The organism is Pseudomonas sp. NFACC32-1 (assembly GCF_900101215.1).
Lineage (GTDB): Bacteria > Pseudomonadota > Gammaproteobacteria > Pseudomonadales > Pseudomonadaceae > Aquipseudomonas.
This window is the reverse complement of sequence record NZ_FMUL01000016.1, coordinates 31,434-52,973: the sequence shown is the minus strand read 5'-3', so window position 1 is coordinate 52,973 and position 21,540 is coordinate 31,434. Positions and strand designations below refer to the sequence as shown.

The window sequence follows — 21,540 nt, the reverse complement described above, 5'->3', positions numbered from 1 at the left end:
ACTCAGGCATCAAGCCCGGCGCAAGCCTTGACGATCTGTTCTCGCAGCCAGGCATTGGCGCTGTCCTGGTCGGCTGCCTGGCTCCATTGCATGTTCAAGGTAAACCCTGGCAGCCCCTTGGGAGCTTCGCAGTGACTGAACACCGCCTCGTCGGCCAGCAGCCTCTGGATGCGGCGAGGCAGGGTCAGGATGAAGTGGGTGCCGGTGATCATCTTCAAGGCCGCGCTGTAGCTATTGGCGCGCGCTGCAATCTGTCGCTGGTGTGCCTGCCGTGACAGCCAGCCGTCCACCATGTTGGTGGATGAGATCCAGGGCGACGGAAAAACGTGCCGGCGCTGTACGAAAGATCGAAGGTTCAATTGCGGCTCCAGTGGCGCCGCCTGCCTATCCAGCACACAGACCAGGTCATCTTCCAGCAATTGCCGGGATCTGAAGTCGGCATGGTCGCTGTGGAAGTGCGGGCCGAAGCAGATCACCAGGTCCAGGCTGCCGTCGCGCAGGCCCTGGGCGGGGATGTCCGTCTCGAGCTTGTGCATGTTTATCGCCACCGGCAGGTCCGCATAGTCGAAGTCCTGGAGCAGCTTCGGCAGGATCAGTTGTTCGAAGTATTCCGGCGCGCAGATGTTGAACGTGACGGCGTGCCGGGTGGGATCGAAGGTGGGGGCACCGTCATGGCACCGGTTGATGCTTTGCAGGATGCTGCGCACATGGTCGTACATGCCTACGGCTTTATAGGTGGGGCGCATGCCGGTGCGGGTGTTGACGAACAATTCGTCCTTGAAACAGGTGCGCAATTTCTTCAGGCAGTAGCTGACCGTTGACTGGCTGACACACAATGCCTCGGACACGCCGCTGACGCTGCTTTGCTCGTACACGGCGCTAAACACCATGAGGTCCTGCATATCCAGCTTTCTGAGGGAGTTACTGTTCAGCATCCGTTGCTTCTCGCTGTGCTCCTTGCGCGGATCTTGCGCAAACCAGACCGATGATCCTAGCGGAACGATGGTTCCAAGTGAATGCCGCGCAGGCTGTTTCACGGTCGGGAACGGGACAGATAGTGTAGGGAACACGACAGGCACGAAGACGAGTCAGGCCCGCTTCGGCTGCCGCCCCGACACTTGATGTGTGCCTCTTAAAAAATAATTTAGTAGCAACTTTTTCACGAAAAATTGATGGTGGCCTACCTAAAGTTTGTGTTGCCGTGAAAAACGAATTTTCACACTTCGTTTCGGCAGTTCTTTTTCAAAGAGCAACTTTCAGGAAGCCATCAATCATTATGCTGCCTATTAAAGCCGTGCGCCCCGAGTGGGTGACGCTGGTCGCCAGTGCCTTTTTACTCGTTGCCTTCAACACTGTTCTATGGGAGCACTTGCTGAGCATCACGGCGACCGATGGCCGGGGCATGCTGATGGGCCTGGCATTTGTCGTGATGATCTTCTGTGCCTTCAACCTGGTGCTCACCCTCGTGGCGTTCCGTCCAGTGCTCAAGCCCGTGTTGATACTGCTGTTCTTGATCAGCGCCGGCGTTGCCTATTTCATGGCCCAGTACGGTGTGCTGATCGATGCCGGCATGTTTCGCAACTTCGCCGAAACCAACGCCACGGAAGTGCGTGATCTATTGTCATTGAAGTTGTTTGCCTACTTGGGATTGCTCGGCGTATTGCCGTCCTGGTTGTTGTGGAAGATACCAATCAATTATCGCCGGTGGCCCAGGGAGTTATTAAGCAAGTTATTGGTTGGTATGGTTTCTGTGGCCGTCATCGGTGGGGTCGCGTTGATCAATTACCAAGGATTGTCGTCATTGTTTCGCAACCACCACGAGTTGCGCCTGATGGTCGTGCCGAGCAACTACATCGGTGCCTCATTCGGCTACCTGCGTGAGCAGGTCGCGTCCGCCGAACAACCGTTCATCAGGCTGGGGGAGGATGCGAGTCGCAATCCGGCCTGGCAGACCCATGCCCGCAAGTCCCTCACCGTACTGGTGGTAGGAGAGAGCGCCCGCGCCGAGAACTTCGGCATCCTCGGCTATAACCGCGACACCACGCCGAACCTGGACCACGAGGCCGGCCTGATCGCCTTCACCGACGTGCATTCCTGCGGCACCGAAACCGCTGTGTCGGTGCCGTGCATGTTTTCCAACATGGGGCGCAAGGATTATGACGCCAGCAAGGCCAGGAACGAAGAAGGCCTGTTGGACGTGCTCAAGCGCGCCGGCCTGGAAGTGATCTGGCGGGACAACCAGTCCGGCTGCAAGGGCACCTGCGACCGGGTCACCGTTCAGGACGTGAGCAATCTCAAGGACCCGGACCTGTGCGCCAATAGCGAATGTCGCGACGAGATCCTGTTGCAGGGGCTGCAGCATTTCATCGACACCCTGGACAAGGATACGGTGCTGGTCTTGCACCAGATGGGCAGCCACGGGCCGGAATACTTCAAGCGTTATCCCAAGCAGTACGAACATTTCACCCCAGTGTGCCAAAGCAACGCGTTGAACAATTGCAGTCGCGAAAGCATCGTCAACGGCTACGACAACACTTTGGTGTACACCGATCACGTGCTATCGACCTTGATCGACCTGTTGCGGGCCAATCAGGACAAGGTCGACACGGCCATGCTGTATCTGTCGGACCATGGCGAGTCCCTGGGCGAATACAACCTGTTCCTGCATGGCACGCCCTATATGCTGGCCCCTGAGCAGCAGAAGCACGTGGCAATGCTCGCCTGGTTTTCCGACAGCTATCAGAAGTCCTTTTCGGTCGACACCCATTGCCTTCAACTGAGTCGGGAAAAGCCCCTGTCCCAGGACAACCTGTTCCATTCGATGCTTGGGTTGCTGGAGGTCAACAGCAAGGTCTACAACCCGGATCTGGACATGTTCGCCAACTGTCGCGGCGCCGTGATCGATGGAGTGCTGGCTCGCCAATGATGTTTGCTTTCATCCGGGGCGTTCAATCTTTCATCGGACCGCCCCTTTAGCGGCGGGCATGTCCGAGTGACGCCCTGACTGCTGTCGAGCAATAAATCAAAATGTAGGACTATTCTTGCCGTTGCGCAGGCGATTTCTCTCAGGCTCTTGCTCTATGGATGCTCGCAATCGCTGACGGCGATATATACTGCGCGCCATTCTTCAAGGGAGAGCCGTGTGGCCATCGATATTCACTGGATTCGCGACAACGATAGCCTCGGTCGGTTTTGCGCCGAATGGCAACAGTTGCCATTCGTCGCCCTCGACACCGAATTCATGCGGGTCGACACCTTTTACCCCATTGCCGGCCTGCTGCAGATCGGCGATGGCACGCGTGCCTATCTGATCGACCCCTTGACCATCGATAACTGGCAGCCCCTGGCGGCATTGTTGGAAAACCCGGCGGTGCTCAAGGTGCTGCACGCCTGCAGCGAAGACCTTGAAGTGCTGTTGCGCCTGACGGGCAGCCTGCCCGCTCCATTGTTCGACACCCAGTTGGCCGCCGCCTACCTGAACCTGGGTTTCTCCATGGGCTATTCGCGGTTGGTGCAAGACGTGCTGGGCATCGAGCTGCCCAAGGGCGAGACCCGTTCCGACTGGTTGCAGCGGCCCTTGTCCGAGACGCAGATCAGCTACGCCGCCGAAGATGCAGTGCACCTGGCGGAAGTTTTCGTACAACTGCGCCCGAAGCTTTCCGATGAGAAGTACGCCTGGGTTCTGGAAGACGGCGCCGAGCTGGTCGCCAACCTGCGCCGCGAAGTCGATCCTTACGAGGTCTACCGCGAAGCCAAGCTGGCCTGGAAACTGTCCCGCGCCCAACTGGCCGTGCTGCGGGAACTATGCGCCTGGCGTGAGCGGGAGGCGCGGGCCCGTGACCTGCCACGCAACCGGATCATACGCGAGCATTCCCTATGGCCCCTGGCCCGTACCCAACCGGATAACCTCGGTGCCCTGGCGAAAATCGAGGACATGCACCCACGTACCGTGCGCCAGGATGGCGAGTTTTTGCTGGACCTGATTAAACGCGCCGCCAACGTGCCGCCCGAGCAATGGCCCCCGGCCGTGCCAGAGCCGTTGCCCATCGAGGCTTCGGCGCTGGTCAAGCGACTGCGGGCACTGGGGCAGGCCGAGGCCGAACGCCTGGGCATCGCCCCGGAACTGATGCTGCGCAAGAAAACCCTCGAAGCGCTGATCAAGAGCGGCTTCCCCGAGGGTCCTTACCAATTGCCCGATTCGCTGCGTGGCTGGCGCCGCGAATTGATGGGCCAGGCACTGCTCGATAGCCTGGCCACTGCCGGAGAACAGCCTTGAAACGTATCTGCTCCATTTACCGCAGCTCGAAGAAAAACGAGATGTACCTCTATGTGCTCAAGAGCGATGCACTGGCGCGGGTACCCGAGCCATTGCTGGCTGCCTTCGGCAAGGCGACCCATGTGTTCGACCTGGTGCTGAGCCCCGAGCGACAGCTGTCCCGCGAGGACATCAACAAGGTGCTGGAGAACCTCGACACCCAGGGGTATCACTTGCAGATGCCACCGGCCGAAGACGAATACATCGAGCATCTGCCCGAAGAGTTGCTGCGCCGCAACGACCCGGTCTGACGCACCCCAGGGGCGCCTGTCCTGGCGCCTCTTGAACGATACTGGATTTCCTGGCGATTGCCGCATGGATGGAGCGACACTCTGTCGGCAGTCGTCTGCACTGTTTTTGAAAGGTTTGATTCATGCGCGTTCTGATTGCCGAACACGACCACGCGGTGTATGCCCAATTGCTGCGCCAGGCTGCACCCGATCTCGAAGTCCTGACCAGCGGCGACTCCGCCGAACTGTCGCGCCTGGCCAGCGACTGTCCGGTCTGGCTTGGCCAGCCCGATCTGCTGGCGACGCTGTTGCGTCAGGGCCATCGACCCCGCTGGCTGCAATCGACCTGGGCAGGCATTACGCCGTTGTTGGCCGAGGGCCTGACGCGGGACTATCGTCTGACCCGCGCCGTGGGCATTTTCGGCCAGCTGATGGCCGAATACGTGCTCACCTACATGCTTGGCCATGAACGCGAAGTGCTGGCGCGGTTGGTCAGCCAGGTGGAGCGCAAGTGGGACAACCGCCAGGGGCAAGGCCTGGCGGGGCGCAAGGCGTTGATTGTAGGGACCGGCGATATCGGCCAGTGTGTGGCGAAGTTCCTCGTGCCCTTTGGCGTGCAGCTCTATGGCATCGCCAGCGAGGCACGGGAGCTGGCGCCTTTCCTCGAGGTTGGGACGATGAAGGACCTGCCGCGCCTGGTCGGTGAGGTGGACTACGTCATCAACCTGCTGCCCAACACGCCCCAGACCCACGACGTGTATGACGCGGCGCTGTTCAGGCAATTCAAGCCTACCGGGCTGTTCATCAATGCCGGTCGCGGCGTGGCCGTGGTGGACGCGGACCTGGTGCAGGCCTTGAAGGACGGGCACCTGGCCGGCGCGGTGATCGACGTCTGCCGCCAGGAGCCGCTGCCGCAGCGTCACCCGTTCTGGACGGCATGGGGCCTGTTGCTGACCGGTCACAGCTCGGCACCGACATCGCCTCCGATGCTGGTGCAATTGTTCCTGGAAAACCTGCGGGCCTATCAGGCGGGCGAAGCCCTGCGCGGGGAAGTGGACTTCGCCCGGGGTTATTGAGACGGCCGGACCGGTCGTGGGAGCGCATTCGCCCCCACGCTGGCGCAGGTACTACAGGGTGAAATCGCCTTCGGTCACCAGCTCGCTCAACGGCCGGCGCGGGCTTGGGGTTTCCCGGGCCTGGAGGTATTCGGCCAGGGTGGACTTGTCCCCCAGCTTGCCGATCGCCACGGCTGCGTGCAGGGCGTAGCCCTGGGGAATCTTCAGTTCCTGGCGGGTCAGTTCGTGGTCGAAACCGGCCATGCCGTGGGTATGCCAGCCACTGAGGCTGGCTTGCAGCGCCAGGTGACCCCAGGCCGCTCCCGTATCGAAAGTGTGGCTCTGAGCCGGGGTTTCCTCGGTGGCACCGGGTACTGCGAAGGTGGTTTTCGAGACGACGATCACCAATGCCGAGGCGTGCTGGGCCCAACTGCGATTGAACTCGTTGAGCAGGCCCAGGAAGCGCTCCCAGTTCGGCGTGTCGCGGCGTGCGTAGAGGAAACGCCAGGGTTGCGAGTTGTAGGCCGACGGCGCCCAGCGCGCGGCTTCGAAAAAGCCCATCAGGGTTTCTTCGGCAATCGGCTCGCCGGTGAACGCGCGCGGAGACCAGCGTTCGATGAATTGCGGGTGGATGGCGTAATCGGCGATGCGGGGATTGGCGCTCATGAAGATGACCTGCTCGGGTTCGGGACGGGAATGACGCAACCTACTGCCCGTTGCCCGGCCTGACAAGCCCCGCCTACCGACAGTCGCCAATGCTTGGCCTGGCGAGGCCCCGGCACTAGACTGTCGGCCTTTTCACCACCTGATGTTGATGCCCGAGCCATGGCCGCCAAAGTCGAACCCTTCTGGATACGCAAGACCCTCGATCAGCTCGATGCCCAGGAATGGGAGTCGCTGTGTGACGGTTGCGGTCTTTGCTGCCTGCAAAAGCTCGAGGATGAAGAAGACAACAGCGTCTATTACACGCGCATCGCCTGCAAACTGCTGGACCTCAAGACCTGCCAGTGCACCAACTACCCCAACCGTCGCGATTTCGTGCCCGATTGCATCCAGCTCACGCCGGGCAAGGCCGACGAGTTCAAATGGTTGCCGCCGACCTGCGGTTACCGGTTGGTCAGCGAAGGCAAGGACCTGCCGCTGTGGCATCACCTGGTCTGCGGCGACCGCGACGCCGTGCACCATGAGCGCATTTCCCAGTCCGGGCGCATGCTGGCCGAAGGCAGCGTGGCCGAAGATGACTGGGAAGACCATCTGATATTCCGCGCCGGTTGAGCCACCGGACGTCGCGACACCAGGGGAAGTGCATGGCTGAAGGATTGAGACGCACGCTGGTCCTTGGGTGGCTGGCGTTGAGCGGACCGCTGTGGGCGGCGCAGAAAGTCGACCTGGACTATCACGTCCATCTGTTGCCAAAAAGCGACCAGGCCGAGGTGCGCTTGACCCTGGCACGGGGTTCGGCAGTGCGTAGCCTGGATTTCGACCTGGGCGACGGTAGCCGCTACAGCGACTTCAAGGCAGACGGGAAGTGGCAGCTCACCTCCGGCCAGGAGGCCCGAGGCGTCTGGCAACCGGGCCCCGACAAGGCGAGCCTGAGCTATCGCGTGCGCATCAGCCATGAGCGCAAGAGCGGCGCTTTCGAAACCCGCATGACCCCTGGCTGGGCGTTGTTGCGCGGCGACGACCTGGTGCCGGCGGCCCGGCTCGACCAGCAGGACGGTGTGGAACTGGTAGCCCGCCTGGAAGTGGCATTGCCCGATGGCTGGAAAAGCGTCGAAACGCCTTGGCCGCGCATTGGTAAGCAACGCTTTCGCATCGATAACCCGTCACGCCTGTTCGACCGTCCCACGGGCTGGATACTTGCCGGCAAGCTCGGCAGTCGCCGCGCGCGCCTGGGCGAAACCGAAGTGACAGTCGCATCGCCCCAGGGCCAGGGCATGCGCCGGATGGACGTCCTGACCCTGCTGACGTTCGTCTGGCCGCAGGTGCAGGCGCTGATCCCGCGGCACCCGCCGAAGCTGTTGATCGTTGGCGCGGCCGATCCTTTCTGGCGGGGAGCCCAGGCCGGTCATGAGTCGATCTATCTGCACAGCCGGCCGCCGCTGGTCAGCGAACGGGGCAACAGCCCGTTGCTGCGCGAGTTGGTGCAGGCGCTCGTGCGCATCAACGACAGCGAGCGCAGCGACTGGATCAGCGAAGGCCTGGCCGAGTATTACGGCGTGGAATTGCTGCGCCGCGCCGGCGGCATGAGTGATGACCGCTATCAGGCCCTGAATGAACGCCTAGCCCGGGACAGCAAGGGCGTGACGACGTTGCGCGGCGAGCAGGTCAACCCGGCGACGGTGGCCAGGGCGGTGTTGTTGCTGCAGGAGCTGGATCGGGAGATTCGCTTGAAGACCCGTAACAAACGCTCCCTGGACGATGTCCTGCAAGCGGCGATGCGCCTGGAAACGATCGATACCGAGGAATTTGTCCAGCTCAGCGAAAATATCCTGGGGGCGGGCTCTACGGTGCTGGATACACGCTTGCTCCAGTGACACTGCCATCGCGAGCAGGCTCGTCCCCACGTTGGTTCTTCAGGGGCACATCATCTGTGTCCGATCCGATCAATGTGTGAGCGAGCCTGTTGGCGCCAAGGCCATCAGCGCAGTTGCATCTGCCCGATCAAAGCCCCGCCTTGGGCGAACTCAACGAATCATTCCCCGTCACCGTGGCCGTGTGGGTCGCCGCTTCGGCGTTGGCCTTCATGCGGGTCAGTTCATCGCCGGCCTGCTCGATCCGCGCGCGTGCGTTGCGCAGGTTCTGACGATTCTTTTCCAGCAGCGTCTTGGCCGAGCAATGCCCGGTGATGCCCCGGGCCAGCGCCATGCCGCCGATGGCCAACTGAGCCAGACCGATGATGCCGCCACGACGCAGGCCCTTGCCCATCATCAGCACACCGCCGGCCAGGGAGCCCGCGCGCTCCCAGCCATGTACGTTTTGCACGGGACGGGACTGAAAAGGGGTGGACTCAATCGGCTCGAACGGATTGTTATCGCTCATGATCTGTCTCCGGTATGGGAATTTGTATAAAACTGACTGTCGGAGCAGATCCGTCGTTCAATGGAATTTCGCACCGGTCAGCGGAATTGCGGCCCCGAGCGTGTGTTGTTGCCCTTGGCCATGCGGTCGTAGAGCACGACGTTGACGGTGGCGGCCAGGTTCATGCAGCCGTTGGTGGGGATGTACACCACATCCTCGCACCAGTCGCGGATGTCCTTGTCCAGCGAGCCGTCTTCGGGGCCGAAGATGTACAGGGCCCGGTCCGGATGCGTGTATTCGGGCAGGGGGCGGGCGCCTTCCACCAGCTCAACGGCCACCGGTACGCAGCCCAGGGGCAGGATTTTTTTCAGGTCGTCGATGCCGATCAAGGGAATGTCGTAATGCACTTTCTTGGTGTCGGTGACGAAGTCGGCGGCGCGTTCATAGCGCTTGCCGGTGTAGAACACCGACGCCACGCCGTAGCAGCCGGCGGCACGCATGACCGAACCGACGTTTTCCGGCGACTTGGGGTTGAACAGACCGATGCAGCTGTAGCGTTTGTTGGCCACGGGCAGGATGCCTTTGGTAAAAGGCGCGATTATACGGGGAATGCGGAAGTGGGGTGAGTTCGCGATGGGGCAAGCTCTTGCATCGCTATCGCGAGCAGGTTCGTTTCCACATTGGCGCTGCTATGGCCCGCTCACCTGTGAGAGCGGGCCTGCCCCCTGAAAAACGCTCGACGGACCTTGGAACACTGGGGTGAGATCTCTCGGGTGGCAGCGTTCACTCGTCCTTTTTCATCAACCCGGCCAGCGCGGCGAAAGGGTTGTGGGTCGCCTTCGCGATCTTCGGCGTGCTCAGGGAACCGTCCCCGAAATACTGCTGGTCGGTGTAGCGCGAATGCTCGTTGTCGTGGCAATACAGGCACAGCAGCTCCCAGTTGGAGCCGTCCTGCGGGTTGTTGTCGTGGTTGTGGTCGCGGTGATGAACGGTCAGTTCGCTCAAGCGCTTGCCAGAGAATTCACGCGCGCAGCGGCCGCAGACATGGGGATACATTTTCAGGGCTTTGTCGCGATAACCCATTTCCCGGTCGCGCTGGGCGTCGGCGAGGATGCGGTCCAGCTTGGCGGTATTGGACGGCGGTGTGGACGAACTCATGGGTTCACCTTTTGGAGAAGACTGATGACGGTTGAACAGAGTTTAGCTCAGCACTGCCGGCCTTCGCGATGCCGGTTGATGCACCGGCAAGGCAAACCCCCGAGCAGCAGCTAGCCTTACATGGACAATAGCCACGGAGCCATTGATGAAGCGCACCCTGCTAACGGCGGTCGTCCTGGCGATACTTTCGATCGGTTGGGCACACGGCCAGCAGCCGACGATCCCGGTGAGTCCGCCGAGCATCCCCGGTTCGCCCGGTACCGCTACACCCATGCCATACCCGCCTGTGGTTCCTCGCAGCGCGCCCCAGGCGGGGCCCGGCAGCGGTGGGCCGCCGTTGCTGCCGCCCATCGAGATGCCCAGGCCGCCCAAGGACCAGCCTCTACCGGGGATGGAGCCGAAACCGCCAAAGGCTAAGTCGCCGGGGGGTTAGCCCTGAGTCGCCTGGCTTGCGCAATGGCAATAACCCTGTTCGCGATGGCATCGGATCAGCCAGGCCCATATTGGTCCTGCCAGCGATTTTCAAGGGCCTGATAAAGGGTGCTAGACCTGCTGCGACAACAGTTGTCCATCGGCCATGCGCAGGCGCTTGGACAGGGAGACGGCGAGGGCGCGGATGATCTTGGCGGCGACCTTCGGGGCGTCGTTGAGCATTTTTTCCAGGGAGTCCTTGCCCAGGTTCAGCAGCTGGCAATCACTGGCCGCGATGCAACTGGCCGAACGCCGTTCACCGTCCAGCACGGCCATTTCGCCGAATGCCCGGCCGCTGCGCAGGGTGGCGATAGTCACGGGCTGACCGTCAGGGCCGGCTTTTTGCACGGCCACCTGGCCGGTGTGGATGATGCACATGAAACTGCCGGCATCGCCTTCGCGGAAAATGGCTTCGCCCTGGGCAATGGCGCTGATGCTGAAATAGCCTGAGGCTGCGGCGAAATCCACGGGCAACAGTTGGTCGAACAGGCCGCAGTCCATCAGCCAGTCGCGGATTTCATTGTTCAGTAAGGTCGGTTCTGGCATGTCTTCACGGTCTTTTTCTTGTGTCTGTTGCGGTTTCGGATTGAAGAAGACCCCGTGTGGGAACGAGTTGCTCGCGATGGCGCCGAATCAGTCGGCGTCGATATTGACTGACACATCGCTATCGCGGGCAAACCCTATATCGCCTTGGGGGGAGTGGTACAGGGAGCCAGGCTCTGTACGAAAAGCCTTGATACTCGTTCATGCTGCGTTGAATAACTGCCTCGCCTGACCTGTGTTTCGAGACTTTTCGTACAGAGCCTAAGACCCGACCACGCCACAGAGTTCCTCAGACCAGCCCCAAAACCTTCAACACAAACGCATATTCGAGCGCTACGTCACGCAATCCCTGATAGCGACCGCTCATGCCACCGTGGCCAGCGCCCAGTTCAGTCTTGAGCAGCAACGGATTGTCGTCGGTCTTGGTGGCACGCAATTTCGCCACCCACTTGGCCGCTTCCCAATACTGCACGCGGCTGTCGTTGTACCCGGCGATCACCAGCAGCGCCGGATAGGCCTGGGCGCTGACGTTCTCGTACGGGGCGTAGGCCTTGATCCGATCATAGACCGCCGGCTCCTCGGGATTGCCCCATTCGTCGTATTCGGTGACGGTCAATGGCAGGTCCGGGTCGAGCATCGTGTTGAGCACATCGACGAACGGCACTTCGGCAATGGCGACCTTGAACAGCTCCGGACGCTGGTTGAGCACCGCGCCGATCAGCAGGCCTCCGGCGCTGCCGCCGCTGATTGCCAGCTGCTCGGCCGTGGTGAAACCCTGGGCGATGAGGTGCTCGGCACAGGCGATGAAGTCGCTGAACGTGTTGTGCTTGTGCTCCTGTTTGCCCGCGCGATACCAGGCTTCTCCCAGTTCGCCGCCGCCGCGTACATGGGCGATGGCAAACGCCACACCGCGATCGAGCAGGCTCAGCCGGGCATGGGAAAACCACGGATCGAGACTCTCGCCGTAGGCGCCATAGCCATAGAGGTACAAAGGCACCGGCCGGCCAAGGGCTTCGCGCTTGATCACCAGGCTGATGGGTACTTGCGTGCCGTCCGGCGCGCTCGCCCAAAGCCGCTGGCTGACATAGGCGTCCGCATCGAACGGGCCCAGCACCGGGGTTTGCTTGAGCACCACCTGTTCGCCGCTGGCCAACTGCAACTGACGGACCTGCGCCGGACGGTTCAGGGCCTCATAGCGCAGGCGGATACGCTCGCTGACGAATTCCAGGCTGTTTTGCACATGCAGGCTGTAGGCTGCGTCCGGTAATTGCACCCGATATGCCGGCAAACCCTGTGGGTGAACTTCTATGATGGGCAGCCCGCCCTCGCGCAAGCTCAAGGTCATGGCGCCGGCGTTCAGGCTCAGGCCGTCGATCATCACCGTGTCGCTGTGGGGGATCAGGTTCTGCCAATCGGCCTCGACCGGCGCCACGCCGGTGTCGGGTGCCTGGTACAGGGCAAAGTTGATGCCGTCGCGGTTGCTGCGGATAAACCACGTCCATTGACCTTCGAGCAGGCCGTGGTCCACGTCATATTCGTGGTCTTCCACCCGGGGCGCCAGGCATGTGAAGGGCTGTTGGGGCTGCGCCGCGTCCAGCACCCACACTTCGCTGGTGGTCTTGCTGCCCAGGGACAGGATCAGTTGCCGCTCGGAACTTGAACGGTAGCAATGCAGGAAGAAACGCCCGTCCGGCTCATGGAACACTTCCTCGGCGGCGGTACCGTCCAACCGATAACGCCAGAGCTTGTGAGGCCGATGGGTATCGTCCAGCTCGCCGAAAAACAGCGTGAGGCTGTCGTTGGCCCAGGTCATGCTGCCGTCGCAGTTTTCGAAGGACAGTTCACTGACCTTGCCGTTGGACAACTCCTTCACGAACAGGGTGTAGATCTCATCGCCCGAGGTGTCCTGGCTGTAGGCCAGGCGCTGATGATCGGGGCTGATACTGAACGCACCCAGGGAAAAGAACCCGCCGCCGGCCAGTTCGTTCGGGTCCAGCAGCAGTTGCTCGCGGCTCTCGTCCACGGTCAGGCTGTCGTCGGCCGGACGCGGGCAGCGGTAATGGCGCGGGTACTCATCGCCGGCGGTGGTGCGGGTGTAGTACAGGTATGGCCCCCAAGGGGAGGGCAGGGACAGGTCGGTCTCGAGGATCCGCCCCTTGATCTCCTGGAACAGGGTTTCGCGCAGTTCGGCCTGGTCGGCCAGTTGCGCCTCCTGGTAGCTGTTTTCGGCCTTGAGATAGTCGAGCACCGCCTCGGTGTCGCGCTCCTGCAGCCAGGCATACGGGTCGACGCCGATGTCCCTGCGGGCAATCGGGGCGTTGGAAACGTGGGCAGATAGGGGCATGAAAGACTCTCGAACGTTGTACGAAAAAGGACAGGTGACCTGTGCGATTAGTTCTGTTGGCCGGTCGGACTGTCCACACAGCTCACCGGGCAGACGCCGGGGCAGCCTCAAGCGCGAAAAGCCGTTACTATAAGCGCCTATTTGCCTGCCTTGCCATGGACACCATGACCGAGAACGACTATCTGATCGCCTGGGGCCTATACGCCTTCGCCGCGCTGGGCTGCCTGCTGGTATGGATGCGCATGACGCGTTTCATGTGGCGCTGGTTGCGCGAGCCGTTGCGGCTGCTGATGGCCGTGTTGCTGTTCAGCCCCACCATCGTCGACCCGGTAAAGGAAAAGGTCGCCCCGGCCCTGGCCATCGTGGCCCTGGACGTGCTGTTCAAGGTCGGCAACAACGCCTGGCGGGCGGTGTCCGATCTGTTCATGTACGGCATGATTGCCTTCGGCCTCTACCTGATCGTGGTACTGATCCGTTTCCCCATCGAGCGTGCCGCCAACGCTCGCAAGGAGCGGGCCGCTGCCGCGAAAGCCGCTGCCGCCGCCGATGACGTGGAGGATGCACCCCCGTTCGGCGTGGCCGGGGATGACCGTTACGGTCGCCCGCCGGTGCCGGGAAACCCTCAGCGTTCGCGTATCGAACCGCGTCTGTAGCCAGGCCTGCCCCCTTCAAGCGAGAGTCCGAGCATGTGTGAGTTATTGGGCATGAGCGCCAATGTGCCGACCGACATCGTGTTCAGCTTCACGGGGCTGATGCAGCGCGGCGGCAAGACCGGCCCGCATCGGGATGGCTGGGGCATCGCCTTTTATGAGGGGCGTGGCCTGCGTCTGTTCCAGGACCCGGCCGCCAGCAGCGAATCGGAAGTGGCGAACCTGGTGCAACGTTATCCCATCAAGAGCGAAGTGGTGATCGGGCATATCCGCCAGGCCAATGTGGGCAAGGTCTGCCTGTCCAACACGCACCCGTTCGTGCGTGAGTTGTGGGGGCGCAACTGGTGTTTCGCCCACAATGGCCAGCTCGCCGATTTCCAGCCCCAGGCCAGTTTCTATCGGCCGGTGGGCGATACCGACAGCGAAGCGGCGTTCTGCGATCTGCTCAACCGCGTGCGCCAGGCCTTTCCGGAGCCGGTCGAGGTGGAGTCGTTGCTGCCGTCCTTGATCCAGGCCTGCAGCGAATACCGCAGCAAGGGTGTGTTCAACTGCCTGCTCAGCGATGGCGACTGGCTGTTCTGCTATTGCTCGACCAAACTGGCCCAGATCACCCGTCGTGCACCGTTTGGCCCGGCGCGCCTCAAGGATGTGGACGTGATCGTGGATTTCCAGGCCGAAACCACGCCCAACGACGTGGTCACGGTGATCGCCACCGAACCCCTGACCGAAAACGAAACCTGGACCCGCTACGAACCGGGCCAATGGAGCCTGTGGCGGCGCGGCGAATGCGTCAGCCATGGCGATACCGAATAAGGACGTCACGTTATGTTGCTCAGTTATCTACGGCTTGTGTTGTTTGCGGTGGGCCTGCTGGTGGGGGTGCAGGTGCCGGGGTTCGTCAACGATTACGCCAAGCGGGTCGAGGCGCACCTGATCGAAGCCCAGACGGGCCTGCGCGGCTTCCAGGACACCGCCAACCAGTTTTTCAAAGGCGACATGCAGGCATTGGTGGCCCATTATCGCGCCAGCGAAGACCCGATCTTTCGCAGCGATGCCGACAGTCTGAACACCCTGTTGGTGCGCCAGCAGGCATTGGACAAACAGTTCCAGGCGATGCAGGGGCCGTGGTACATCCGAGTGCTGCAGGTGGCGCTGGCCGCCGATCCGGACATTCGCAAGGAAACCTGGAACGGCTACAGCTACCAGATCCTGCTGACCCCCGAAGCCATGCTCTGGGGCATCGGCGGGGCCATGCTGCTGTCTTTCGGCCTCGAATGCCTGTTCCGTCTGATCGACTGGGTGGTGCTGGGCGGCAAGCGCCTGCGCCAGAGCCGGCCGATCGAAGAGCGGGACCTGCGCGGGCTCTGACATTGCGTTCGTAGTGCTCCTGTGGCGAGGGGATTTATCCCCGCTGGGCAGCGAAGCGGCCCCCCCCCCGATGCAGCAATGGAAATGATCCTGCCTGACACACAGTGGTGGCCTTACAGGGGGCGCTTGGCGCCCCAGCGGGGATAAATCCCCTCGCCACAAGGGTGCCCGGGCAGACTTGCCAGCCAGGCCCACATCCTGACCAATCAAATTTTTCTTATGACCCGGCCAAGGTTTTATTCGTTGGACGCGATGGCGTGCGCGCTCAAGAATCGAGGGCAACCGGTCTCTGCGTGCATCGTCGAGGCTTAGAACAATAAAACCGTGGAGAACCACCATGAGTGCACCCGACACCCTCGGCGTCCCCCAGCCCCAGGCCCGGTCCGGCCCGTTCGACTGGTATCGCAACATCAACCAGCAGGAGCGCCGCACGTTCTGGAGCTGCAAGATCGGCTACGCCCTGGATGGCATGGACACTCAGATGCTCAGTTTCGTGGTGCCGACCCTGATCGCGATGTGGGGCATCACCACCGGCCAGGCCGGGCTGATCCACACCAGTACCCTGATCGCTTCAGCCATCGGCGGCTGGGTGGCGGGGATTCTCTCGGACCGTATCGGCCGGGTGCGTACCCTGCAACTGACGGTGCTGTGGTTTGCGTTCTTTACCTTCCTGTGTGGCTTCGCCCAGAACTATGAGCAACTGTTGATCGCCCGCACGCTGATGGGCTTCGGCTTCGGTGGCGAATGGACCGCCGGCGCAGTATTGATGGGCGAGGTGATCCGCGCCAAGGACCGCGGCAAGGCCGTCGGCATGGTGCAGTCGGGCTGGGCCCTGGGCTGGGGCATGACGGCGATCCTGTATGCTCTGCTGTTCTCGGTGCTGCCACCGGAAGATGCCTGGCGGGCACTGTTCATCCTCGGCATCGTCCCGGCGGTGTTCGTGATTTTCGTCCGTCGGCTGGTCAAGGACCCGGAAGTCTATAACCAGACCAAGGCCCGGCTGACGCCGCAGAACCCGGCGAAGTTCTACGAGATCTTCGCTCCCGGCATCCTGTTCACCACGATCCGCGCCTCCCTGCTGACCACCGGTGCCTTGGGTGGCTACTACGCCATCACTTCCTGGCTGCCGACATTCCTCAAGAATGAGCGTGGCTTGAGCGTGCTCAGCACCGGCGGATACCTGGCGATGGTGATCGTCGGTTCCTACATCGGCTATGTCATCAGTGCCTACCTGTCGGACATCCTGGGGCGCAAGAAGAACTTCGTGCTCTACGCCATCGGCTCGTTCACCATCGTGTTGCTGTACACCCAGGTGCCAGTGAGCAACGACGTGATGCTCTGGCTGGGCTTTCCCCTGGGGTTCTTCGCTTCCGGCATGTTCAGTGGCATGGGCTCGTTCCTGACCGAGCTGTTTCCCACGCGAATCCGGGGTTCGGGACAGGGCTTCTGCTACAACATCGGGCGTGCGGTAGCGGCCTTGTTCCCCCTGTTGATCGGCCTGCTCAGCCAGAAAGTACCGCTGAGCGTGGGTATCGGTGCGTTCGCGGCGGTGTCCTACGGCGTGGTGATCCTGGCAGCCCTGAGCCTGCCGGAAACCCAAGGCAAGCAGCTGGAAGCCGAGTAACTGTTAATCTGTGGGGCACAGGCCCCAGTGCTCAAAATCTACAGGAGCGTTCACGTGAACCGCCTGCTATTGAACTGCGACATCGGCGAGAGCTTCGGCAGCTGGACCATGGGTCTGGACGCGGAGGTGATGCCCTTCATCGACTGCGCCAACATCGCCTGCGGGTTCCACGCCGGTGACCCGAGCATCATGCGCAAGACCGTCGGCCTGGCCCTGAGCCACGGCGTCAGGATCGGTGCGCATCCGGCCTATCAGGACCTGGTGGGCTTCGGCCGGCGTTCCATGGCCTACACCGCCCAGGAACTGCAGGATCTGCTGCATTATCAGGTCGGCGCCCTCGATGGTATCTGCCGGGCCCAGGGCGGGCGGGTCAGCTACGTCAAGCCCCACGGGGCGATGTACAACGACATGATGGCCAACCCGGCGCAACTGCGCGCCGTGATCCAGGCGGTGGCCGCTTATGACCGGGAACTGCCGTTGATGCTGATGGCCACCCGGGACAACAGCGCCGCGCAGGCCCTGGGGGATGAATATGGCGTGACCCTGTGGTTCGAGGCCTTCGCCGACCGCGCCTATGACAGCGCCGGTCGCCTGGTCTCGCGGCAACTGCCTGGGGCTGTGCACCACGATGCCCAGGTCATCATCGCCCAGGCCCTGACCATCGCCCGTGGCGATGCGCTGACCGCCAGCGACGGCAGCGCCTTGCACCTGCGGGCCAACACCTTGTGCGTGCACGGTGACAACGCCAGTTCGGTGGCGGCCGTGCAACGCATCCGCGAGGCTCTGGACCGGCAGAGCACGCCATGAAGCCACGCGTGGAAGTGGTGGCGGTGGACTGCCTGATGGTGCGCCTGTTCGATGCCATCGCCGAAGACAACATGCCCTGGATGCTCGCCGCCAGTGAGCGTCTGCGCGAGGGGTTCGGCGGGCACCTGATCGATCTGGTGCCGTCCTACACCACCTTGATGGTGCATTACGACCTGCTGGCCCTCAGCCCGGCCCAGGCACGGGAACTGATCGTCCAGGCGCTGGACAACCTGTCGCCGGACGCCCGCTCCGTCGGCCAGCGCCATGTATTGCCGGTCTGGTACGACCCCAGTGTCGGTCCGGAGCTGGGACTGCTGGCCCGTCGCGGCGGGTTGAGCGTGGAGCAGGTGATCCGTCGTCACAGCGAACGCGAATACCAGGTCTTCGCCCTCGGATTCGCCCCGGGATTCGCCTTCATGGGCCTGGTGGACGAGGTATTGGCCGCGCCGCGCCTGGATACGCCCCGCAAACGGGTGGCGGCGGGTAGCGTGGGGATCGCCGAGCGGCAGACCGCGGCCTACCCGGTGGTGTCGCCGGGAGGGTGGAACCTGATCGGCCGCACGCCGGCCAGGTTGTTCGACCGCGAACGTGACGGCTACAGCCTGATGCGGCCCGGTGACACGGTGCGTTTCGAGGCCGTGGGCCATGCCGAATTCATCGCCCTGGGTGGCGACGACACACCGTTGGAGGCGCAGGCATGAGTCGCCTATCGATCGAGGCCAGCACTGCGCTGTGCCTGTTGCAGGACGCCGGCCGTTTCGGTGTCCGCCATCTGGGTGTGACCCAGGGCGGGGCGGCGGACTGGTTGTCGATGACCTGGGCCAACTGGATGCTGGGCAATGCGCTGGACGCAGCGGTGGTGGAGATCACCCTGGGTGGTTTCACCGTGGTGGCCGAAGGTGATTGCGTGCTGGCGATCGCCGGGGCGGACCTGGGGGCGCGGATCGACGGTCAGGCCGTGGCGTCATGGCGCTATTTCGGCCTGCGCAGGGGCCAGACGCTGAGCTTCACTCAGCCGGTGCTCGGTGCCCGCGCCTACCTGGCGGCCCCCGGCGGATTCGATGCGCCGGCGGTGCTGGGTAGCCGAGCGACGGTAGTGCGCGAAGAGCTTGGCGGCCTGGATGGACGCGGGCGGGCGCTGGAGCGCGGGGCTCGGTTGGCTTACTCCGGCGTGGCGGCGCCGCGGCCCATGCCGCACTCGCTGATCCCGGACTTCCAGCAAGCGCAGCCGCTGGACTTGATCCTGGGGGCGCAGAATGGCGCATTCAGTGGGCGAAGCCTGTTCGACGCGTTCAATACCCCGTGGACGCTGGACAGTCGCGCCGACCGCATGGGCATCCGGTTGCTGGGCGCGGCGCTGGAATATCAGGGGCCCTCGATGATCTCCGAAGGCATCCCCCTGGGCGCCGTGCAGGTGCCACCGGACGGCCAGCCGATTGTGCTGCTCAACGATCGGCAGACCATCGGCGGCTACCCGCGCCTGGGTGCATTGACGCCATTGGCCCTGGCTCGCCTGGCGCAGTGCCTGCCCGGTACGCAGGTACGGCTGCGGCCGATGGTGCAGGAGGTCGCGCATCGCCAGCAGGTGGAGTGTTTGCAGGTGTTTGCCAAGCGCTAAAAGCTTCGCGAGCAGGCTCGCTCCCACAGGGGATCTTTTGTGTGATGAAGATCCCGTGTGGGAGCGAGCTTGCTCGCGATGAGGCCCTGAAAGGCACCAAAGCGTCTACTTGGACAGAAACCGCATCCCTTCTTCCAACCCCCGCAAGGTCAGCGGATACATCCGATCCTCCACCAGTTCCCGCACGATATTGGTCGAGGCGGTATAACCCCAGGTGTCCTTGGGATAAGGGTTGATCCAGATGAGCTTCTTGTAGGTTTCCATGAAGCGCTGCATCCACACGTAGCCGGCTTCTTCGTTCCAGTGTTCGACGCTGCCACCAGCCTGGGTGATTTCATAGGGCGCCATGGCGGCGTCGCCGATGAAGATCACCTTGTAGTCGGGACCGTACTTGTGCAGCAGGTCCAGGGTCGACGTGCGTTCCGAGGTGCGGCGCAGGTTGTTTTTCCACACCGATTCGTACACGAAGTTGTGGAAGTAGAAATACTCCAGGTGCTTGAACTCGGTCTTGCAGGCCGAGAACAGTTCCTCGCAGATCTTCACATGGGCATCCATGGAACCGCCGATGTCGAACAGCAGCAACAGCTTGACGGTGTTGCGCCGTTCCGGACGCATCTGGATATTCAGCAGACCGGCATCCCGGGCGGTGTGGTCGATGGTGCCATCGATGTCCAGCTCTTCGGCCGCGCCCTGGCGGGCGAACTTGCGCAGCCGGCGCAGGGCGATCTTGATATTGCGGGTGCCCAGCTCGACCTGGTCGTCGAGGTTCTTGTATTCGCGCTGGTCCCAGACCTTCACGGCCTTGCCCTGGCGCTTGCCCGCGTCGCCGACGCGGATACCTTCGGGGTTGAAGCCGCCGGAGCCGAATGGGCTGGTGCCGCCGGTGCCGATCCACTTGTTGCCGCCGGCATGGCGTTCCTTCTGTTCTTCCAGGCGTTTCTTGAATTCTTCGATCAGCTTGTCCAGGCCACCCAGGGACTGGATCTGCGCGCGCTCTTCGTCGGTCAGCGAACGCTCGAACTCCTTGCGCAACCAATCTTCGGGAATCAGGGCCTGGAGATGGTCGTCGAGTTTTTCCAGGCCATTGAAGTACGCGGCGAACGCCCGGTCGAATTTGTCGAAGTGCCGTTCATCCTTCACCAGGATCGCCCGGGACAGGTAATAGAACTCGTCCATGTCGGCGAAGATCACCCGCTGCTTCAGCGCGTTGATCAAGTCCAGCAGTTCACGCACGGACACGGGCACCTTGGCGGCGCGCATCTCATTGAACAGGTTCAGCAGCATGGCAATCGCCCTCGCTCTTGTTAACCGAAGCGGATCAGCGAGTACCGCGACGGCTCATGAACGCCAGGCGCTCCAGCAGTTGCACGTCCTGCTCGTTCTTGACCAGTGCGCCGGCCAGCGGCGGGATGGCCTTGGTCGGATCGCGTTCGCGCAGCACCGCTTCGCCGATGTTGTCGGCCATCAGCAGCTTGAGCCAGTCCACCAGTTCGGAGGTGGAAGGTTTCTTCTTCAGGCCCGGCACCTTGCGCACATCGAAGAACACGTCCAGCGCTTCGCTGACCAGGTCCTTCTTGATGTCCGGGTAGTGCACGTCGACGATTTTCTGCAGCGTGGCGCGATCGGGGAAGGCGATGTAATGGAAGAAGCAGCGGCGCAGGAAGGCGTCCGGCAGCTCCTTTTCATTGTTGGAGGTAATGATGATGATCGGGCGCTGCTTGGCCTTGATGGTTTCGTCGGTCTCGTAGACGTAGAACTCCATCTTGTCGAGTTCCTGCAGCAGGTCGTTGGGGAACTCGATGTCGGCCTTGTCGATCTCGTCGATCAGCAGGATCACCCGTTCTTCGGACTCGAAGGCTTCCCACAGCTTGCCTTTCTTCAGGTAGTTGCGCACGTCGTGGACCTTGTCCACGCCCAGCTGCGAATCCCGCAGCCGGCTGACCGCGTCGTACTCGTACAGGCCCTGGTGGGCCTTGGTGGTGGACTTGATGTGCCAGGTGATCAACCGCGCCCCGAAGGACTGCGCCAGTTGTTCGGCCAGCATGGTCTTGCCGGTGCCCGGTTCGCCCTTGACCAGCAGTGGCCGCTCCAGGGTGATGGCGGCGTTGACGGCCAGTTTCAGGTCATCGGTAGCCACATAGGCGCTGGTGCCTTCGAACTTCATCTGCGATTCCTCGAACGGGAGCGCCGGCCTGGACGAGGCGGGGCGCGAAATAAATGCCATGCCCGACTATAACGCGACGTCCCGCCGACTGTGAACGCAGACGCTGTATTCAGTCTCTGAATGGAGCGTCACATGCTGACTCGGTCTCGGCGTATCTGCATGGGGCTACCCT

At 62.3% G+C, this 21,540-nt stretch carries 23 protein-coding genes; 14 read left to right on the top strand and 9 right to left on the bottom strand.

What is annotated here, in order from left to right:
* Window positions 1-2: 2 nt before the first annotated feature.
* A complete protein-coding gene (locus BLP99_RS21525; protein WP_072398705.1) occupies window positions 3-935 on the bottom strand; it encodes a LysR family transcriptional regulator in 933 nt (310 codons plus the stop codon).
* Window positions 936-1,276: 341 nt separating this feature from the next.
* Between BLP99_RS21525 and BLP99_RS21520 the strand changes: the two genes are divergently transcribed.
* From BLP99_RS21520 to BLP99_RS21505, 4 genes are all read left to right on the top strand, one after another.
* A complete protein-coding gene (locus tag BLP99_RS21520; RefSeq protein WP_092181689.1) occupies window positions 1,277-2,926 on the top strand; it encodes a phosphoethanolamine transferase in 1,650 nt (549 codons plus the stop codon).
* Window positions 2,927-3,142: 216 nt separating this feature from the next.
* Window positions 3,143-4,276, top strand: coding sequence for a ribonuclease D (gene rnd, locus BLP99_RS21515; protein WP_072398707.1), 1,134 nt, complete (start codon window positions 3,143-3,145; stop codon window positions 4,274-4,276).
* Window positions 4,273-4,566, top strand: a complete 294-nt coding sequence (locus BLP99_RS21510) for a YcgL domain-containing protein (RefSeq protein WP_053155846.1) — start codon at window positions 4,273-4,275, stop codon at window positions 4,564-4,566. The genes rnd and BLP99_RS21510 overlap by 4 nt, the downstream gene beginning before the upstream one ends.
* Window positions 4,567-4,688: 122 nt before the next feature.
* Complete coding sequence (locus BLP99_RS21505; RefSeq protein ID WP_072398709.1) at window positions 4,689-5,621, top strand: D-2-hydroxyacid dehydrogenase; 933 nt, start codon at window positions 4,689-4,691, stop codon at window positions 5,619-5,621.
* A 51-nt stretch (window positions 5,622-5,672) separates the two neighbouring features.
* Here the strand turns inward: BLP99_RS21505 and BLP99_RS21500 are convergent, their stop codons facing one another.
* Window positions 5,673-6,266, bottom strand: coding sequence for a nitroreductase family protein (locus BLP99_RS21500; protein ID WP_092181686.1), 594 nt, complete (start codon window positions 6,264-6,266; stop codon window positions 5,673-5,675).
* A gap of 159 nt (window positions 6,267-6,425) precedes the next feature.
* On the opposite strand from BLP99_RS21500, the gene BLP99_RS21495 reads away from it, so the two are divergent.
* Complete coding sequence (locus BLP99_RS21495) at window positions 6,426-6,875, top strand: YcgN family cysteine cluster protein (protein WP_072398711.1); 450 nt, start codon at window positions 6,426-6,428, stop codon at window positions 6,873-6,875.
* A 32-nt stretch (window positions 6,876-6,907) separates the two neighbouring features.
* Window positions 6,908-8,137 carry a hypothetical protein gene (locus BLP99_RS21490; RefSeq protein ID WP_072431924.1) on the top strand — a complete coding sequence of 410 codons (1,230 nt, stop codon included), beginning with the start codon at window positions 6,908-6,910 and terminating at the stop codon, window positions 8,135-8,137.
* 127 nt (window positions 8,138-8,264) lie between these two features.
* Here the strand turns inward: BLP99_RS21490 and BLP99_RS21485 are convergent, their stop codons facing one another.
* The 3 genes from BLP99_RS21485 to BLP99_RS21475 all read right to left on the bottom strand — a co-directional run bounded on the left by BLP99_RS21485 (window position 8,265) and on the right by BLP99_RS21475 (window position 9,779).
* Window positions 8,265-8,642 (bottom strand): YgaP family membrane protein, encoded by a 378-nt coding sequence (locus BLP99_RS21485; RefSeq protein ID WP_072398713.1) that lies wholly within the window; start codon window positions 8,640-8,642, stop codon window positions 8,265-8,267.
* 77 nt (window positions 8,643-8,719) lie between these two features.
* Entirely contained in the window at window positions 8,720-9,190 is a 471-nt protein-coding gene (locus BLP99_RS21480; RefSeq protein WP_072398714.1) for an RNA methyltransferase, read from the bottom strand.
* 214 nt (window positions 9,191-9,404) lie between these two features.
* Window positions 9,405-9,779, bottom strand: coding sequence for a YajD family HNH nuclease (locus BLP99_RS21475; RefSeq protein WP_003184246.1), 375 nt, complete (start codon window positions 9,777-9,779; stop codon window positions 9,405-9,407).
* Window positions 9,780-9,924: 145 nt separating this feature from the next.
* Between BLP99_RS21475 and BLP99_RS21470 the strand changes: the two genes are divergently transcribed.
* Window positions 9,925-10,212: a hypothetical protein gene (locus tag BLP99_RS21470; RefSeq protein WP_072398715.1), complete on the top strand. Its 288-nt coding sequence runs from the start codon at window positions 9,925-9,927 to the stop codon at window positions 10,210-10,212.
* 110 nt (window positions 10,213-10,322) lie between these two features.
* On the opposite strand, the gene BLP99_RS21465 is transcribed toward BLP99_RS21470, so the two are convergent.
* A complete protein-coding gene (locus BLP99_RS21465) occupies window positions 10,323-10,796 on the bottom strand; it encodes a cyclic nucleotide-binding domain-containing protein (RefSeq protein ID WP_072398716.1) in 474 nt (157 codons plus the stop codon).
* Window positions 10,797-11,082: 286 nt separating this feature from the next.
* Complete coding sequence (locus BLP99_RS21460) at window positions 11,083-13,137, bottom strand: S9 family peptidase (protein WP_092181683.1); 2,055 nt, start codon at window positions 13,135-13,137, stop codon at window positions 11,083-11,085.
* A gap of 155 nt (window positions 13,138-13,292) precedes the next feature.
* On the opposite strand from BLP99_RS21460, the gene BLP99_RS21455 reads away from it, so the two are divergent.
* The 7 genes from BLP99_RS21455 (at window position 13,293) to BLP99_RS21425 (ending at window position 19,204) form a co-directional block, all read left to right on the top strand.
* Window positions 13,293-13,790, top strand: coding sequence for an MFS transporter (locus BLP99_RS21455; protein ID WP_072398718.1), 498 nt, complete (start codon window positions 13,293-13,295; stop codon window positions 13,788-13,790).
* Between the two features lie 33 nt (window positions 13,791-13,823).
* Window positions 13,824-14,600, top strand: a complete 777-nt coding sequence (locus BLP99_RS21450) for a class II glutamine amidotransferase (protein ID WP_072398719.1) — start codon at window positions 13,824-13,826, stop codon at window positions 14,598-14,600.
* 12 nt (window positions 14,601-14,612) lie between these two features.
* Window positions 14,613-15,155: a DUF2937 family protein gene (locus BLP99_RS21445; RefSeq protein ID WP_072398720.1), complete on the top strand. Its 543-nt coding sequence runs from the start codon at window positions 14,613-14,615 to the stop codon at window positions 15,153-15,155.
* Between the two features lie 337 nt (window positions 15,156-15,492).
* On the top strand, window positions 15,493-16,779 hold the full coding sequence (locus BLP99_RS21440) for an MFS transporter (protein ID WP_072398721.1): 1,287 nt from the start codon (window positions 15,493-15,495) through the stop codon (window positions 16,777-16,779).
* A gap of 54 nt (window positions 16,780-16,833) precedes the next feature.
* On the top strand, window positions 16,834-17,586 hold the full coding sequence (locus BLP99_RS21435; protein WP_072398722.1) for a 5-oxoprolinase subunit PxpA: 753 nt from the start codon (window positions 16,834-16,836) through the stop codon (window positions 17,584-17,586).
* On the top strand, window positions 17,583-18,287 hold the full coding sequence (pxpB, locus tag BLP99_RS21430; RefSeq protein WP_072459281.1) for a 5-oxoprolinase subunit PxpB: 705 nt from the start codon (window positions 17,583-17,585) through the stop codon (window positions 18,285-18,287). Before BLP99_RS21435 ends, pxpB begins: the two co-directional genes overlap by 4 nt.
* On the top strand, window positions 18,284-19,204 hold the full coding sequence (locus BLP99_RS21425; protein ID WP_072431930.1) for a 5-oxoprolinase subunit C family protein: 921 nt from the start codon (window positions 18,284-18,286) through the stop codon (window positions 19,202-19,204). Before pxpB ends, BLP99_RS21425 begins: the two co-directional genes overlap by 4 nt.
* 105 nt (window positions 19,205-19,309) lie before the next feature.
* Here the strand turns inward: BLP99_RS21425 and BLP99_RS21420 are convergent, their stop codons facing one another.
* Window positions 19,310-20,488 carry a vWA domain-containing protein gene (locus tag BLP99_RS21420; RefSeq protein WP_072398725.1) on the bottom strand — a complete coding sequence of 393 codons (1,179 nt, stop codon included), beginning with the start codon at window positions 20,486-20,488 and terminating at the stop codon, window positions 19,310-19,312.
* Window positions 20,489-20,522: 34 nt separating this feature from the next.
* Complete coding sequence (locus BLP99_RS21415; RefSeq protein WP_053155966.1) at window positions 20,523-21,368, bottom strand: AAA family ATPase; 846 nt, start codon at window positions 21,366-21,368, stop codon at window positions 20,523-20,525.
* Between the last annotated feature and the right edge of the window lie 172 nt (window positions 21,369-21,540).